Here is a 15,259-nt window from a genome sequence, read left to right as displayed (position 1 = left end):
TTTTGCGCATTTTATACGGTCCCGTCCCCATGTTGGCGAGAGCCGAGCCAAATGCGCACGTTTTTTCTGGTCACTCAGCTTTAGATTTGATTGTGTCGCGACATGTTGAAACTTCACTATGCCCCTGACAACGCATCGCTGATCATCCGGCTTGTGCTGGAAGAACTTGGCGAGCCCTATGAAACCGTTCTGGTCGACCGCAGCAGCAACGCTCAGCAAAGCCCGGCCTATCTGAAGGTCAATCCCATGGGAACGATCCCAGCGCTCGAGACCCCACATGGCGTGGTATTTGAAACCGCAGCCATCCTTTTGTGGCTCGTGGATCGCGCCGGACGGATGGCCCCCGCAGTGGACAGCCCAGATCGTGGGGCGTTTCTGTCGTGGATGATGGTGGCATCGAACGGACTGCAGATGGATCTGCGCCAGCATTTCTATGCCGAACGGTTTACCACTGGCCCTGTCGAAGACTACCGCAGCATAGTTGCACAACGTCTGCGCGGACATCTGGATCGGTACGAGACACTACTGGGCGAAGGGCATGCGTGGCTCGGGTCCGAGGACCCAACCGCGCTGGATTACTATGTTGCCACCCCTCTTCGTTGGTTCGCGCTTTACCTGCAGAATGAATCTTGGTTTGACCTGAGCAACTGGCCGCACCTGAAATCCCTTGCCAAGCGGATCGAGGCGCGCCCGGCGATGCAAGCAGCAGTCGACGCCGAGGGTCTAGGAGCGACACCTCTCAGCCATCCATCTCCGGCCAATCCGCCTGAAGGTGTGGCGCTCTAATACCAGTTGCATCTGGACAATCTACTGACCGCGGCAGAAACTGCGCGTTCATCAACTTAGGCGCAGGTCATGGGCAAGATTTTCTATCTCACTCTCGGGTGGTGCGCCGTCGCGCTTGGCCTTTTAGGGGTCATCCTGCCCGTTTTGCCCACCACGCCGTTCTTGCTGATCGCAGCCTTCGCCTTTGGCAACAGTAGCCCACGCGCGCGGGCTTGGCTGATCGATCACGCCCATTTCGGCCCCGCCATCCGGGACTGGGAAGAACGCGGCGCGATCTCGCGCAGGGCCAAGACATTGGCCGTAAGTATGATGGCGCTAGTTTTCGTCATTTCCTTGATCTTGGGAGCACCGTGGTGGGTGTTGCTTCTGCAAGCTTCGTTGATGGGGGCAGGTGCAGCGTTCGTCCTGACGCGTCCAGACTGACCGACACCTTAGGCGGGGCACAACGCGATTGGCGCAAAAACTGTCGCTTTTTCACGCACGTATTTGCCGAAACACACGCAGAATGGTTTGGTAAAACCAAGCGAGGTCAAAATGTTCCTGTCTGTATTTGACATGTTCAAGGTTGGGGTCGGCCCCAGTTCGTCCCACACGATGGGGCCAATGGTGGCGGGTGCGCGTTTTCTGGACCTGCTGCGCAGCCAACCGTTCAAGGTGCACGGCTTGAAAGCCTCGCTGCATGGGTCCCTAGCCTTTACCGGCGTGGGCCATGCCACCGACCGCGCCACCGTTCTGGGGTTGGCCGGATTTCTGCCAGACAGCTATGACCATGCCAAGGCCGAGGCCGCTCTCGCTGTCATCGACGCCACCGGCACCGTGTCACCCGAAGGGCTGGGCACATTAAACTTCGCTCCGAAAACCGACTTGGTCTTTGACTATGAACACCCTCTGCCAGGCCATGCCAATGGCATGCAGTTGATGGCAACCGACGCGCAGGGCGACGTTGTGGTCCGCGAGACTTATTACTCCATCGGTGGCGGTTTCGTCGTGACCGAGGCGGAACAGGCTCAAGAGGCCACATTGGACGCCGAAGACGCACAAACCCATCCGTATCCATTTGAGAATGCGGTGCAGATGCTTGAGATGGCGAAGGCCTCGGGGAAAAGCATTGCGGACATGAAACGCGCCAATGAACTGGTTCATATGGGACCAACATCCCTTGCAGAAAAGCTCGACCGGATCTGGGAGGTCATGCAGGACTGCATTCAGCGCGGTCTGGCGAATGACGGTATTCTACCGGGCGGGCTGTTGGTCAAGCGGCGCGCAAAGGCGATCCATAACAGTCTGATTGCCGAACAGGGCCTGAACCTGACCGCCCCACACACGATCAACGACTGGATGAGCGTCTATGCCATGGCGGTGAACGAAGAAAACGCAGCCGGTGGGCAGGTCGTCACCAGCCCGACCAACGGCGCGGCGGGCGTATTGCCTGCAGTTGTCTTTTACTGGCTGAACCACGTTCCGGGTGCCGTGCCCTCGCGCATCCACGATTTCCTGCTGACCGCATCGGCCATCGGGGCGATCGTCAAGCACAATGCGTCGATTTCGGGTGCCGAAGCAGGATGTCAGGCTGAAGTCGGATCGGCCAGCGCCATGGCGGCTGCGGGCCTGTGCGCCGTAATGGGCGGCACGCCAGAGCAGGTTGAAAACGCGGCCGAGATCGCGCTTGAACATCATCTGGGCCTGACCTGTGACCCAGTGCGCGGACTTGTTCAGGTGCCGTGCATCGAACGTAACGGATTGGGTGCGATCAAGGCGGTGTCTGCCGCGTCCCTCGCGTTGCGTGGCGACGGAACCCATCTGGTGCCACTGGATGCCTGCATCAAAACCATGTTCGAAACCGGGCAGGACATGATGGAAAAGTATAAGGAAACTTCTCTGGGAGGTCTGGCGGTTAACGTCCCGAATTGCTGAGCCGCGACATGGCCGAGTTTACGGACAGAGCGCCTGATCGCCCTGCCACAGAACGCGCACGGCTTGACGCAAGAACGCACGTGGCAGAATGACCAAAAGCCCGTCCCCTTCGGCTGAAAGCTTAACCGGACTGTCCGTCACCTCGTTCGAGGTACCAATCTGTCCCCAAGGTGCAAACTCCAATCCATCAACAGGCCAACGCAAGCCGCTTCCGTTTGCGATCACGCGTGCCATCGGAAACAGAGACAGTCGGGTGCCCTTTGGCAGGTCCAGAATGATGTCGTTGGACAGGTGAAAACAAATGTCCTCTTCACCAATGAGAATCGCTGGTTTTCGCGCCTGTCGCACCAAAACCGAATAACACGCGAGCTGATGGTCCATCCTTTTGCCTGTAAAACCGACACAGAGGACAATTGGGGCATCTGCCAGATCCAGCGCCTTGTCGAAATCCGTGCGGTTCTGATCCGGAGTCTCGATCACAATCGAAGGGTCCAGCAGCGCCCGCGTTTCGTCGGCAATGGAATCGAAATCCCCCGAAACCACCAATAAATCAAGGCCCAACTCGACCGCGCGGTTTGCGCCGCCATCAACGCCAAACAGATTTGGCGCCATAGTTAACGCTTCTTCAAGGTCTTGTGCAGAAGACTGCCCTCCACCAAGTAAAGTGACACCGGCGTCCAGATTCGAGATTTGACAACTCATGGAAAAATTGGCCCCACTCCTTACAACTGCCACAATTCGGTCACAAAATGGCCTCGCCTACTTCGCTCTTTTGCGCAATTTTAACAGCATACATAGCTAAATGTACTATTGTCGTCGTACTGGTTGAGAAAGTGAGTTTTAAATGGTGGACAACAACAAGATCCTCACGGTTTCCTATGGCACGTTCTCATGCACGCTGGAAGGATTTGATGATCCTTTCGGTGCGATGAAGTCGATTGCCGAGTATTTCCGTGGCCTCGCTGAGAAAGATCGCTCTTTCGGAGCCGAGCCTGTCGCACCTGATACTGCAGTGCTGCACCAGATCGCAGAGCGTGAGTCGCTGAAGCAAGTTGATGCTCAGGTTGAAGATAAAGGCATTATCCTGCGCCAGAGCGACGAAGACCTGAACGTTCAGGAAGCTGCAGCACCTGTTGCGACTCAGGCAACCGTGTCAAAATTGGACACCGCTGTCGCCGAGCCTCAAGAGATCCCTCGTGAAAACGAGGCCGGCGCCGCACATGATCTGAGCGAAGATGACGCCCTGTCCAAACTTTCCCGTTTGCGCGCCGTAGCACTGGATGACTACGAAGCTTCAGACGAATTCCTTGAAGATGAACATGCTGCCAGCGCGGCGAAGTCATCTCCGGCCGATCTGGACGACCTGAACGATATCGAAGAGCTGATCAGCAATCACGCACATGCTTCTGAAGTAAAAGTAGAAGAAGAACCGATGTCCGAGACCGCTGACCGCGATGCTAAGCGTCAGCGCGTAAAAGACCGCATTGCGATGAACGATGATGGCGCGCCCAATGCTGAAACGCTGGGCGCCGATCTGGACATCGACGAAAACCGTGTCTCTTCCACGCTCGCTGCTTCCCTTGGCGCTGCCATGGCCGTAAGCGCCATGGACACGACTTCGATCGAAGAAGAGGACGGCAGTGATGACGCAATGGACGAAGCTGCTCAGGTATCGCGTGTTCTGCGCGTAAAACGTCAGCGGCTTGATGATGGCCGGGAAGACGTTGTTGTTGCAGAAACCAACACGCCTGGAAGCGACAGCATTGAAGACGCAACCGAGATCGAAGTTGTTGAGGTTTCGGACGCCATGCAGGAAGATATTCCTGCCCTGACCGCCGAGGACGAAGCTGATCTGGCCGCAGAGCTGGCTCAGCTTGAAGCCGAAACCCGTGCCGAACTTGAAGCACAGGCCGAAGCCGAGCAGGAACACGCGCCCGACTTCGCGGCCGTTGCTCCGCTGCCGCCATTGTCACTGGACGACACGCTGCGCGTCGCCGTACAAGAGGTTTCAGCCAAAGTTGATGAGGACACACCCGCCGAGGACGCCGAAACGGTCCCGCAAAGTGAACTTCATCACGAGATCGAGGCACTTCTGTCGACGATGGAAGCAGAAAGCCGCGTGGATGCACGTCGCGAGCGTCGGGCACAGGTTTTCGACGAACAGGAAGCTACTCAGGACGATACCGCGTTGGAGCGTATTCTGGCCGAGACCAACACCCACATGGACGATCAGGATGCCTCACGCCGTCGCAACTCGATCAGCCACTTGAAGGCCGCTGTTCAAGCCACCCGCGCCGATCTGACCAGTGGTGCAGATAAGGGTGAAGCCGAAGAAGAAGTGGAAACGCCCTATCGCAGCGATTTGGCACAGGCCGTTAAACCGGCGAGCCCGGAAGCAACCACAACCAATGCGCCAGAACCGCGCCGCGCCTCGCCGTTGGTGCTGGTTTCAGAACAGCGTATCAAAGAGACCGATGCAGAACAGGACCCGACTGCAACCGCAGCACGGGATCGGGTGATCCGTCCGCGTCGCGTCAATGTGAGCACCTCGCGCAAGCGTCCCGGTGCTGCCGGTACCGATCCGGACGCAGAGCCTGCAACCAGTACAAACGCCGAGTTGGACGCGTTCACGACCTTTGCCGCTGATGTGGACCACTCAGATATTGCTGGCTACATGCGCGCCGCCGCCGCGTTCGTCACACAATCTTCGGGGAAAACGCATTTCAACCGCCCGCAGGTTGTTAAACTGGTAACGCAGCTGGATGTCCCTGGTAGCATTTCGCGCGAGGATGCCCTGCGCGCATTTGGCCGCCTTTTGCGTGATGGAGACATCATCAAAGTGGCTCAGGGATGCTATTCCTTGACTGCAGTGGATCAGGGCGGACTGCAAACCGCCTAATCGACGACAGCTTCAGATACAAAAAAGGCCCCGTTTACGGGGCCTTTTTTCTTTAAGGGTCTTTCTTGTCCTTCAGGGCATATTTCCCGGCTGGATCATGGGGATAGTTCGCCTCGTCCTCGTCGGGATCGGCTTTACCGACCCCCAGAAAAACCTGCTTCAACGGCAGCATCCAAACAAACCCAAGCACAGCGTAAACGATGAACTCGAGCCAAATGGGCGGACGATTGAACAGGCTGACCACAAACACCGCCGCGACGATGTAAAGCGGCAGCCCGACGACCAGCACCAGAAGTGCCAGCCGTTTGCGAGCCTTGTATCCCAGCGCCATCAGATCAATCCGCGAACGGGTCAGTCACCAGAATGGTGTCGTCCCGTTCCGGGCTGGTGGACAGAAGGGCCACGGGGCACTCGATCAGTTCTTCTACGCGCTTAACGTATTTGATCGCGTTGGCGGGCAGATCATTCCAGCTGCGTGCGCCTTCGGTCGATTCTGACCAGCCGGGCATCTCTTCATAGATCGGCGTGCAACGCGCTTGCTGATCAGCCGCGGTGGGAAGGTAATCCATACGCTCACCGTCCAGATCGTAGCCAACGCAAATTTTCAGCGTCTCGAAGCCATCCAATACGTCCAACTTCGTCAACGAAATGCCGGTCACGCCCGACGTTGCGCAGGTCTGACGAACCAAAGCCGCGTCAAACCAACCACAACGACGCTTGCGGCCGGTAGTAGTGCCGAACTCGTGCCCACGTTCACCAAGGCGCTGGCCGTCATCATCGTCCAGCTCGGTCGGGAACGGGCCCTCGCCTACGCGAGTCGTATAAGCTTTCACGATGCCCAGAACATAGTCGATCGAACCCGGCCCGATGCCCACACCAGTGGCCGCCTGCCCTGCGATCACGTTCGAGGACGTCACAAAGGGATAGGTGCCAAAATCAATGTCCAAAAGCGCGCCTTGAGCACCTTCGAACAGGATCCGCTTGCCGGATTTGCGCTTTTCGTTCAGCACCTTCCAGACCGGAGCGGCGAATTTCAGGATCGCAGGTGCGACCTCTTTCAACAATGCGATCAGCGCGTCACGGTCGATCGGCTCGATGCCCAGACCTTTGCGCAGCGGATCGTGGTGCTGAAGCGCACGGTCGACGCGGGCCTCAAGCGTGGCATGGTCTGCCAGATCGGCTACGCGGATGGCGCGACGGCCCACCTTGTCTTCATAGCACGGACCGATGCCGCGCCCGGTGGTACCGATCTTGGTGCCCTTCGACGCGGCTTCTTCCCGCGCCCGATCCAATTCGCCGTGGAACGGCAGGATCAGCGGGGTGTTCTCCGCGATCATCAGCGTTTCCGGCGAAATATCAACGCCTTGCGCGGTAACTGTTTCGATTTCCTTCAACAGGTTCCACGGGTCCAACACGACACCGTTGCCGATCACACTCAGCTTGCCACCGCGCACAACACCCGAGGGCAGCGCATGCAGCTTATAAACCGCTCCATCGATAACAAGAGTATGGCCCGCATTGTGACCCCCTTGGAATCGGCAGATCACATCGGCACGTTCGCTGAGCCAGTCAACGATCTTACCTTTTCCTTCATCGCCCCATTGGGCGCCTACGACAACGACATTGGCCATGGTCTTTTTCCTATCTCAAAGAAAACCCGGCCCGGTATAGCTGCACATCTTCCCCAGCGAAAGGAGTATTTGCTGCGAATGCAGAAAGGTCTCGATCCTGCCTGCTGCGGCTTGCACCCTGCGTTCTTTTCGCCTACATACCCCGGCAGATCGAACGAACCCAAATCACGGGAAACGCCCCATATGGAAAACGTCATCCTCGTCATTCACCTGATCCTTGCCCTTGGGCTGATCGGGATCGTGCTTTTGCAGCGCTCTGAGGGCGGTGGCCTTGGCATTGGTGGCGGCGGCGGCGGTGGCGGCGTGATGTCGTCGCGTGGTGCTGCCACGGCTTTGGGCAAACTGACCTGGGGTTTTGCGATTGCATTCCTGGTGACGTCGATCTCGCTGACGATCATTTCGGCTAAGAATTCGGCTGACAGCTCGGTAGTGGATGCGCTGGGTCTTGAAGCCCCGGCCGCTGAAGGTGAAACCGTTCCTGCGGTTCCGGATGTCAGCGACCTGCTGCCGCCGGTGAATACCGACGAAAGCCTGGCTCCGCCGCGCGCGGACTGATTTTCGGGCAGCGCACTCTGCCCGCTCCAAACTGTTGATCCGGTTTTCACTTTGAAAACCGGGCGATAGACAACCCACACAACACTTAGATGCAGGGCGCGATGCCGCCCCATTATCTAGACGATCCGGTTGCGCGGGACGCCGGAATCGATTATATCTTTAATCCCGTGAGGATCGGATTCGCAGCGGTGTTTTCTGCTTGCTGTTTGCGTATCCACTTACCAGCTATTTCGGCGCAACGACGCCAGTAACACGGGGGCAGCCAACCACATGGCACGTTACATCTTCATCACCGGCGGTGTTGTTTCATCCTTGGGCAAGGGTCTGACCTCGGCTGCGTTGGGTGCGCTGCTGCAGGCACGCGGCTATACAGTTCGTCTGCGCAAGCTCGATCCCTATCTGAACGTCGACCCCGGCACGATGAGCCCGTTTGAGCATGGCGAAGTGTTCGTGACCGACGATGGAGCCGAGACCGATCTGGACCTGGGTCACTATGAACGCTTCACCGGCGTGGCTGCACGCAATACAGATTCGGTCAGCTCGGGCCGGATCTACACCACCGTGCTGGAGAAAGAACGCCGTGGCGACTATCTGGGCAAAACCATTCAGGTCATCCCGCATGTGACCAACGAAATCAAAGACTTCATCGAAATCGGCGATGACGAAGTTGACTTCATGCTGTGCGAGATCGGCGGCACCGTCGGCGATATCGAAGCCCTGCCCTTCTTTGAAGCCATCCGTCAGTTCAGTCAGGAACGTCCGCGTGGCCAGTGTATCTTCATGCACCTGACCCTGTTGCCTTATTTGGCGGCCTCCGGCGAGCTGAAGACAAAGCCAACTCAACACTCGGTCAAAGAGCTGCGCTCGATCGGTATCGCACCCGATGTGCTGGTTTGCCGCTCTGAACACCCGATTCCCGACAAGGAACGCGCCAAGATCGGCCTGTTCTGTAATGTCCGTCAGGAAGCCGTTATTCCGGCCTATGATCTGAAATCGATCTACGAAGCGCCCATGGCGTATCACAATGTGGGTCTGGATCAGGCCGTGCTGGATGCGTTCCAGATCGCGCCCGCTCCGAAACCCGATCTGCGCCGATGGGAAGACGTCGAAGATCGTATTCACAACGCCGAAGGCGAAGTTCGCGTGGCTGTCGTTGGAAAATACACTCAGCTTGAGGACGCCTATAAGTCCATCAAAGAAGCACTGACCCACGGCGGAATGGCCAACCGAACCCGCGTGAAGCTGGAATGGGTCGATGCCGAGCCTTTCGACAAGGAAGATCCCGCCCCTTATCTGGAAGGCTTCCACGCCATTCTGGTTCCCGGCGGATTCGGCGAACGCGGCACTGAAGGCAAGATCAAAGCGGCGCAATATGCCCGCGAGCATAAGATTCCCTATCTGGGCATCTGTCTGGGCATGCAAATGGCCGTGGTCGAGGCCGCGCGTAATGTTGCTGGGATCAAAGACGCTGGCTCTGAAGAATTCGACCATGAAGCGGGCGAAACCCGTTTCACACCGGTTATCTATCACCTGAAAGAATGGGTGCAGGGCAACTACAAGGTCAAGCGCAAGGTGGGTGACGACAAAGGCGGCACGATGCGTCTGGGCGCCTATTCCGCAACGCTTGCCGAAGGGTCGAACGTGGCACGGATTTACGGCGGCACGGAATTGGAAGAACGTCACCGTCACCGTTACGAGGTCGATGCGAAATACCGAGAGAAGCTTGAAGCCTGTGGGCTGAAATTCTCGGGCATGTCACCGGATGGGCGCCTGCCAGAGATCGTCGAATGGGAAGATCACCCGTGGTTCATCGGCGTTCAGTTCCACCCGGAACTGAAGTCCAAACCCTTCGACCCGGCACCGCTGTTTGCTGATTTCGTGCGCGCCGCGAAAGAGATCGAACGACTGGTCTAAGCCTGACCTAACGGAACAAAGCAGGGCGGGGATTTCCCCGCCCTTTTCTTTGTGTGGCGCGTGTTTTACGGTTTTTCAAAGATGAAGGAGCCGCCGATGCCGAACGCTGAACAGATTTGTTGGACCGAAGATGCACAGCGCGCCATGGGGGTCTTGCTGGTGCGACTGGCGCGGGCGGATGCGGATTATGCTCAGGCTGAAATTGCCCGGATTGATCGCCTCTTTGCCCGTCACTATGACCTGACCCCGATCGAAGCAGCAAAACTGCGCGCCGTGTGCGAAGGGCAGGAAAAAACAGCCGGCACGACCGAGGACTTGGCCAAAGCCGTTCAGGATATGATGCCCTTGGAGCAACGGGTCAAGATCATCACGGCCCTTTGGCAAGTGTCATTGGCGGATGGCGTTTTGCGCGATGAAGAGGCCGATCTGGTTTCCCGAGTGGCCGACGCAGCTGGTGTGCCGCGCAGTGACATCTCGGTGGAATGAAGCCGGCGGCGATCATCGTATTCTGCCTGTGTGCGTCCCCCGCAACGGCTAATCCAATCACTCAGGTGCCGTATGATCAGGTCGCCCGAACCACATCTGGTCTGATTGATTTCGAAAGCTTCCCGGTTTTGCCTGAACCGGGACAAGTCATTTCCAGCACATTCCAAACGCCCGGTGCCTTAGTCGGGTCAGCCTTGGTCGGACAAACCCTTGGGACCAAAGACACTTTTGCGGTTCTGGTCGGGCAGCCAACGTCCCCTATCCGTGTCGAGCCGACACCGCCCCGCCCGCCAATAGCCATCGCGTTTCACGCTGGCTTTGGCTCCAACGCGGCCTTTCCGATTGGACCAAACGGGTTCGCGCAAAGATCGGGTCGGGGGGAAGGTACATTAGCGATCAATTTTGACGCGCCAATCCCGTCATTCGCTCTGCGCCTGCATCTGGACTATGACGACCCACTGGGCAGCCGCCCCTCTCCGGGCTCGGTCTGGCTGCACTTCTATGGGGTGGATGCCACGCTGCTTCATGTCGAGCACCTTACACCTGCGCATGGTGTGCACAGTTTTGGGTTTCTCAGCACGGCTCCGATCTCTGCCATCACGCTTTCGCACCAAGACCCCGGCGGAATTGCGATTGACGACATCCGTTATTCACTGGACAGTCACACCAACTGAGAAAGGAGCCTCTCATGGCCAAGGGATATTGGATCGGTCGCGTAGATGTGGACGACTTTGAGCGTTATCAAGACTATGTCAAAGCCAACGGCGCCGCATTTGAGGCATATGGCGCGCGGTTCCTGATCCGGGGTGGTGAGTTTGAATCCGTCGAAGGACAGTCGCGCGCGCGCAATGTCGTTATCGAATTTCCCAGCTATCAGGCCGCGCTTGATTGCTACAACAGCGATGTCTATCAGGCGGCAAAAGCCTTCCGCGACCCGGTATCAGAGGCTGATATCATCATCATCGAAGGCTATGACGGATAAGTGAAGGAATTGGACTTGGCTTTTCTTGCGCCGTGCCCACATTAGACAAATGCTGAAATCTCTTCTGGATAAACTGACCCAACCCGCCCCTCAGCCACTTCAGGACAGCGATGCCCGACTGGCCGTTGCTGCCATTCTTGTCCGGCTTGCACGGGCTGATCACGATTACGACGCCTCCGAAAAGCGCGCGATCGACCGGATTTTGGTACAGAGACATGGGCTTACAGATGCCGAAGCCGCGTCGTTAAGGGCCGAAGCAGAAGATCTGGAAGCCACCGCACCCGACACCGTCCGCTTCACGAACGCCGTAAGGGACGCCGTGCCACTAGAGGACCGCGTCGCCATTCTAGAGGCCGCCTGGACTGTCGTTTTGACCGACGGGGAACGCGCCTCGGAAGAGGATGCCTTGATGCGGATGATTCCCCGGTTTCTGGGGATCAGCGATATGGACAGCAATCTGGCCCGACAACGCGCCGCAAAGGCCCTGTAAACCCGCAAATCCCCTTACCAATCCGAATCCATCTCCCCATCGGAGTGCTGGCAAATTCGCCCGCGCTCTACCCCGTGTTGATCTCGGTTACACAAACCGACATTTTGCAGCACGAACCGACCTTCCGCCCGGATTTACGTAACTTCCCCGTCAATTCGCCGTTGCAATCCTGATAAATTTGCTTCCTACTCGGGCACCACAAAGCTTTGTTTTAAACCGGAACCACTCGTGCCTCGCGATAACTCAGACCACCATTCTGCCGACACTGCGTCGGTGATCGAAATCCGCGACCTGCACAAAAGCTATGGTTCGCTGGAAGTGCTGAAAGGCGTCGATCTGGTCGCCCCCCGCGGACATGTGGTGTCGCTGATCGGCTCTTCAGGCTCGGGCAAGTCCACTCTATTGCGCTGCGCGAACCTGTTGGAAGAAAGCCAACAGGGCGACATTCGGTTCGAAGGCGAGCCAATCAAGTGGAAGGGTCAGGGCTTAAACCGGCATCCGGCGGATCGCGCGCAAGTGACCCGCATCCGCACCAACCTGTCCATGGTGTTCCAGCAGTTCAACCTGTGGTCCCATATGACGATCCTGCAAAACGTGATGGAGGCCCCCGTCACCGTCCTTGGCCGCGATAAGGCCGAGGTCGAAGGAAAAGCACGCGAGTACCTCGCGAAGGTTGGCATTGGTGACAAATGCGATGTTTGGCCGGCCCAGCTTTCGGGTGGCCAGCAGCAGCGTGCCGCGATTGCGCGTGCACTGTGTATGGAACCCAAAGCACTGTTGTTCGATGAACCGACCTCGGCGCTTGATCCTGAACTGGAACAAGAAGTCGTCAAGGTGATCAAGGATCTGGCCGCCGAAGGCCGCACAATGATCATCGTGACCCATGACATGCGCATGGCGCATGATGTCTCGGACCACGTGGTGTTCCTGCATCAGGGTCTGATCGAAGAAGAAGGCGCGCCAGCCGAGTTGTTTGGCAATCCGAAAAGCGAGCGTCTGAAGCAATTCCTGTCTCACTCGCACCCCGTGTGAGACCAACTTAAACCAATAAAAGCAACCTGGGAGTAAATCATGAAAAAACTGATCGTCTCGACGGCGGCGCTGGCTCTGACCGCTAGCTTCGCAATGGCCGCGGATACCGTGCGCCTTGGCACCGAAGGTGCCTATGCACCTTGGAACTTCGTAAACGATGCTGGCGAAATCGACGGCTTCGAGCGCGAACTGGGCGACGAGCTGTGCAAACGCGCAGAACTGTCCTGCGAATGGGTCAAGAACGAATGGGACACCATCATTCCGAACCTCGTATCGGGCAACTACGACGCCATCATCGCAGGCATGTCGATCACCGACGAGCGTGACGAGGTCATCGACTTCACCCAAGCCTACACGCCCCCAGATCCCTCGGCTTACGCTGCCATGTCGGCTGACGTAGACCCAGCTGGCGGTGTTGTTGCGGCTCAAGCCACCACCATTCAGGCCGCTTTCGTGGCTGAACAGGGCTGGACCTTGGTTGAATTCGCAACCCCGGAAGAAACCGTCGCAGCCGTCAAGAATGGCGAAGCTGATGCGGTTCTGGCCGACAAATCGTTCCTCGACACCATGGTTGGTGCAGACGGTCTGGTGATGCTGGAACGCATGGAGCAGATCGGTGGCGGCGTTGGCATGGGTATCCGTGAAAGCGACGGCGACCTGCGCGCCAAGTTCGATGCAGCCATCCAGTCGATGAAAGACGACGGCACGCTGAACACCATGATCGCCAAATGGGAAGTTGCTTCCCAGTGGTAATGTAATTGCCGGGCCCGCGTGCAGACGCATGCGGGCCCGGCTTTTTTCTGCGGACAAACTGCACACGCGATGTTTTCCTATTGCACCGATCCTTCCACGCTCGAGGGCTTTAGCTGGCTCAGCTGCTACCTGACCACAGGTAAGCATATGGCGTTCTATCAATCCTTCGGGATTGTCTTGGTGCTGTTGGCAATCACCGCGCCGGTGGCCTTGATGTTCGGCTTTGCCGGCGCAACCGCCGCCCGGTCGCGCATCTGGCCCATCAGCATTCTGGGCAAAGCCTATACTGCCATTGTGCGCGGCGTGCCGGATATTGCGTTCTTCATGTTCTTCGTGATCGCTCTGGACCAAGGGTTTGAGTATCTGCGCCATAAGGTGAAGTGCTCGGACTGGTCCGAACCTGTGCGCCAGGGCAATGACTTTGTGGTCTGTGCTCAAGCCAAACTGCCCCTGTCGACCAGTCCGCAATGGGTACACGAGACCTATGGCTTTGCGCTGGCCGTCCTGACCTTTGCCATCGTCTTTGGCGCCTTTGCGGCCAACGTGCTGTTTGGCGCGATGAAGGCCGTTCCCCGCGCCCAACTGGAAACGGCCGAGGCCTACGGGATGTCACCCCGCCAGACCTTCTGGCGCATCATGGTCCCGCAAATGTGGGTCTTTGCCCTGCCCGGCCTGTCGAACCTGTGGATGATCCTAATTAAAGCCACACCGCTTCTGTTCTTGTTGGGCGTCGAAGACATTGTGTACTGGGCGCGCGAACTGGGCGCGACGAAAGCCGCCAAGTTCACGGATTATCCGCACGGTAACTGGAACGCTTATTACTTCGGCGGGCTTTTGGTCTTCTACCTGCTGCTAACCTCGATTAGCGAACGCGTCTACAAACGGCTGTCCACCCGCCTGTCTCACGGTCAGGCCACCGCCGCCGGGGAAGCTCAACGGAAGGCCGCGACATGAGCTGCGTTCAGACCATTCAAGATTATGCCTTCCGCTCGGTTGGGTTCGGCGAACGCCTGCTGCCGCGTGAAGATTATACCCTGTGCGAGCACTTTACGCTGATCGGCTCGGGCATGATCTGGAACATCTATTTCGGCCTCGTGGCAATTCTGTTCGGCTTCTTCGCCGCCACCGGGCTGGCTATGGCCAAGAACAGCCGTTCCGCCAAGCTTCGCAAACCGGCTGAGTTCTTCATCTATGTCTTCCGTGGCTCGCCTCTATTTATCCAGATGTTCTTTGCTTATGCGGTGTTCTTGTCGATCAAGCAAAGCGTGCCGGGCTTCTCAATGCTGACATCAGCTTGGCTAGGCGCATCAATTGTTCTGTTTTTGAATACCACCGCTTATTCGGCCGAGATCTTCTATGGCGCGCTACAGTCCATTCCCAAAGGCGACCTAGAAGCCGCTGACGCCTATGGCATCACGGGCTGGACTCGGTTCAAACGGATCGTCTGGCCGTCGATGATGCGTCTGGCATGGCCCGCCTATACGAACGAGGCCATCTTCCTGTTCCACGCCACAGCGCTGGTCTTTTTCTCGGGCTTTCCGGTCTGGCAGCAACGCGGGGATGCGCTTTACTATGCCAGCTACTTCGCAGACAAGACCTTCAACCCGTTCATCCCCTACCCGATCTTGGCCTTCTATTTCATCCTGCTGACACTGGTCGTCATCACGGTTTTCGGGCGGATCGGAAAGCACCTGAACCGGCACCTACCACAAGCTGTGATGCGCCGTCCCAGCTTCATGCGCACCTTGTTTCGCTGATCAATCACGTAAAATTGCCCTTGCCCCAGCGAAAAGGCTCGGGTAGGTCAGATGTAACTG

17 protein-coding genes are annotated in these 15,259 nt (G+C 57.6%); 14 read left to right on the top strand and 3 right to left on the bottom strand.

What is annotated here, in order from left to right; translation table 11 throughout:
• Positions 1 to 102: 102 nt before the first annotated feature.
• The 3 genes from ACP15F_RS04005 to ACP15F_RS03995 all read left to right on the top strand — a co-directional run bounded on the left by ACP15F_RS04005 (position 103) and on the right by ACP15F_RS03995 (position 2,700).
• Positions 103 to 786, top strand: a complete 684-nt coding sequence (locus ACP15F_RS04005; RefSeq protein WP_424939546.1) for a glutathione S-transferase family protein — start codon at positions 103 to 105, stop codon at positions 784 to 786.
• 69 nt (positions 787 to 855) lie between these two features.
• Entirely contained in the window at positions 856 to 1,209 is a 354-nt protein-coding gene (locus tag ACP15F_RS04000) for a YbaN family protein (protein ID WP_424939545.1), read from the top strand.
• Between the two features lie 111 nt (positions 1,210 to 1,320).
• Entirely contained in the window at positions 1,321 to 2,700 is a 1,380-nt protein-coding gene (locus ACP15F_RS03995) for an L-serine ammonia-lyase (RefSeq protein WP_424939544.1), read from the top strand.
• Positions 2,701 to 2,718: 18 nt separating this feature from the next.
• Here the strand turns inward: ACP15F_RS03995 and ACP15F_RS03990 are convergent, their stop codons facing one another.
• Entirely contained in the window at positions 2,719 to 3,402 is a 684-nt protein-coding gene (locus ACP15F_RS03990; protein ID WP_424939543.1) for a thiamine diphosphokinase, read from the bottom strand.
• A gap of 142 nt (positions 3,403 to 3,544) precedes the next feature.
• Between ACP15F_RS03990 and ACP15F_RS03985 the strand changes: the two genes are divergently transcribed.
• Entirely contained in the window at positions 3,545 to 5,599 is a 2,055-nt protein-coding gene (locus tag ACP15F_RS03985; RefSeq protein ID WP_424939542.1) for a hypothetical protein, read from the top strand.
• Positions 5,600 to 5,651: 52 nt separating this feature from the next.
• On the opposite strand, the gene ACP15F_RS03980 is transcribed toward ACP15F_RS03985, so the two are convergent.
• Together ACP15F_RS03980 and ACP15F_RS03975 are read right to left on the bottom strand one after the other, a co-directional pair.
• Positions 5,652 to 5,930: a DUF2842 domain-containing protein gene (locus ACP15F_RS03980; protein WP_424939541.1), complete on the bottom strand. Its 279-nt coding sequence runs from the start codon at positions 5,928 to 5,930 to the stop codon at positions 5,652 to 5,654.
• 4 nt (positions 5,931 to 5,934) lie between these two features.
• Positions 5,935 to 7,230, bottom strand: a complete 1,296-nt coding sequence (locus tag ACP15F_RS03975; RefSeq protein WP_424939540.1) for an adenylosuccinate synthase — start codon at positions 7,228 to 7,230, stop codon at positions 5,935 to 5,937.
• 183 nt (positions 7,231 to 7,413) lie between these two features.
• On the opposite strand from ACP15F_RS03975, the gene secG reads away from it, so the two are divergent.
• The 10 genes from secG (at position 7,414) to ACP15F_RS03925 (ending at position 15,199) form a co-directional block, all read left to right on the top strand.
• Positions 7,414 to 7,785, top strand: coding sequence for a preprotein translocase subunit SecG (gene secG / locus ACP15F_RS03970; protein WP_424939539.1), 372 nt, complete (start codon positions 7,414 to 7,416; stop codon positions 7,783 to 7,785).
• Between the two features lie 270 nt (positions 7,786 to 8,055).
• Positions 8,056 to 9,699, top strand: coding sequence for a CTP synthase (locus tag ACP15F_RS03965; RefSeq protein WP_424939538.1), 1,644 nt, complete (start codon positions 8,056 to 8,058; stop codon positions 9,697 to 9,699).
• 96 nt (positions 9,700 to 9,795) lie between these two features.
• Positions 9,796 to 10,185 (top strand): TerB family tellurite resistance protein, encoded by a 390-nt coding sequence (locus ACP15F_RS03960; RefSeq protein WP_424939537.1) that lies wholly within the window; start codon positions 9,796 to 9,798, stop codon positions 10,183 to 10,185.
• The gene (locus tag ACP15F_RS03955; RefSeq protein ID WP_424939536.1) at positions 10,182 to 10,859 is read left to right on the top strand and encodes a hypothetical protein; all 678 of its coding nucleotides are present in this window, start codon (positions 10,182 to 10,184) and stop codon (positions 10,857 to 10,859) included. Before ACP15F_RS03960 ends, ACP15F_RS03955 begins: the two co-directional genes overlap by 4 nt.
• Positions 10,860 to 10,873: 14 nt before the next feature.
• Positions 10,874 to 11,167: a DUF1330 domain-containing protein gene (locus tag ACP15F_RS03950; RefSeq protein ID WP_424939535.1), complete on the top strand. Its 294-nt coding sequence runs from the start codon at positions 10,874 to 10,876 to the stop codon at positions 11,165 to 11,167.
• A gap of 49 nt (positions 11,168 to 11,216) precedes the next feature.
• Positions 11,217 to 11,657 (top strand): TerB family tellurite resistance protein, encoded by a 441-nt coding sequence (locus ACP15F_RS03945; protein ID WP_424939534.1) that lies wholly within the window; start codon positions 11,217 to 11,219, stop codon positions 11,655 to 11,657.
• A 228-nt stretch (positions 11,658 to 11,885) separates the two neighbouring features.
• Positions 11,886 to 12,689, top strand: a complete 804-nt coding sequence (locus tag ACP15F_RS03940) for an ABC transporter ATP-binding protein (protein ID WP_424939533.1) — start codon at positions 11,886 to 11,888, stop codon at positions 12,687 to 12,689.
• Positions 12,690 to 12,728: 39 nt separating this feature from the next.
• The gene (locus ACP15F_RS03935) at positions 12,729 to 13,442 is read left to right on the top strand and encodes a transporter substrate-binding domain-containing protein (protein ID WP_424939532.1); all 714 of its coding nucleotides are present in this window, start codon (positions 12,729 to 12,731) and stop codon (positions 13,440 to 13,442) included.
• 69 nt (positions 13,443 to 13,511) lie between these two features.
• On the top strand, positions 13,512 to 14,396 hold the full coding sequence (locus tag ACP15F_RS03930; RefSeq protein WP_424939531.1) for an ABC transporter permease: 885 nt from the start codon (positions 13,512 to 13,514) through the stop codon (positions 14,394 to 14,396).
• Positions 14,393 to 15,199 carry an ABC transporter permease gene (locus ACP15F_RS03925; protein WP_424939530.1) on the top strand — a complete coding sequence of 269 codons (807 nt, stop codon included), beginning with the start codon at positions 14,393 to 14,395 and terminating at the stop codon, positions 15,197 to 15,199. The genes ACP15F_RS03930 and ACP15F_RS03925 overlap by 4 nt, the downstream gene beginning before the upstream one ends.
• The last annotated feature ends 60 nt before the right edge of the window (positions 15,200 to 15,259 follow it).

The organism is Aliiroseovarius sp. S253, assembly GCF_049800855.1.
GTDB lineage: Bacteria > Pseudomonadota > Alphaproteobacteria > Rhodobacterales > Rhodobacteraceae > Aliiroseovarius.
Note: the sequence above shows the minus strand (reverse complement) of the source record. Positions and strands in the feature narration are given on the sequence as shown.